Source organism: Vibrio sp. 1249-1, from assembly GCF_033340495.1.
Genome location: NZ_JAWOWJ010000220.1, coordinates 1 through 935, shown reverse-complemented (window position 1 = coordinate 935; position 935 = coordinate 1). Strand labels below are relative to the sequence as shown.

2 protein-coding genes are annotated in these 935 nt (G+C 45.0%); both read right to left on the bottom strand.

Annotation, left to right across the window (positions count from 1 at the left end):
• A partial coding sequence (locus R7Z50_RS25365; protein ID WP_318149465.1) for a 7-cyano-7-deazaguanine synthase occupies nt 1-347 on the bottom strand: 347 nt, incomplete at its 3' end.
• 14 nt (nt 348-361) lie between these two features.
• A partial coding sequence (queE, locus tag R7Z50_RS25360; protein WP_318149464.1) for a 7-carboxy-7-deazaguanine synthase QueE occupies nt 362-935 on the bottom strand: 574 nt, incomplete at its 5' end.

The window sequence follows — 935 nt, the reverse complement described above, 5'->3', positions numbered from 1 at the left end:
TCGGCACCGATTTGGTAAGCGTAAATGCCAGCAAGAGTTAAGAACAAAATATTACGGCCAGGCACAAACGAGTTCGGCAAGCCATTCTCTTGTAATTCGTGAGAAACAGGGATGTCATCACGCGTCAGAGAGCTGATAGCAAGTTCATTCAGTAAACCGACATCCATCACTTTATGCGCTTTTACACCAAGATCTTTGGCGATCTTTTGTGCAACTTCGATCTCCAGTTTATGACGTTGGCCATAATCAAAAGTGATTGCATGCACTTCATCAAACTCTTTAAGGGCTTGCACGAGACAGGTTGTCGAGTCTTGTCCGCCACTGAAAACAACAACAGCTTTTTTCATTTTACTCTCCGAGCTTAAGCAATTCTTAGGTATTTATGAGTTTGAATAGATAGACGCCAATTGCGCGCGATGCACGTTTCGATACACAACTGAGTTGCGCGAGGCTTCTGGCTGATTGGTTGTAAAGCGATCACCGTTTCTGTCTTTATATCAGCGTTTGCAAGTAGTTCATCAAGATGATCGATGTCTTTTTGCGTACCGACTGGGTGCTTGATTTCATTAGCACGCTCCAACGCACTTTTCAGTACAGGCAATTTACCTTTCATCGCCACTTTCGGTGACACTGTCACCCACGTTTTTTCAGACGTGACGACTTCTGATGTCCCACTGGTTTCAATTTGGCACTGACAGCCCATATCTTCAAACGCTTTGCTCAACGGACGCAAATCGTAAATGCACGGTTCACCACCAGTGATAACAATATGCTTCGCATTGAAGCCTTGCTGTTTGTATTGTTCTACGATGTCTTCAGCCGATGCCGTGCACCAAGTCGGAGAATCTTCCGTCTTCACCAAAATATCACCAATAGGACGCAGATCCTTTTCTTCGGCATCCCACGTTTGTTTTGTATCACACCAACTGCACCCG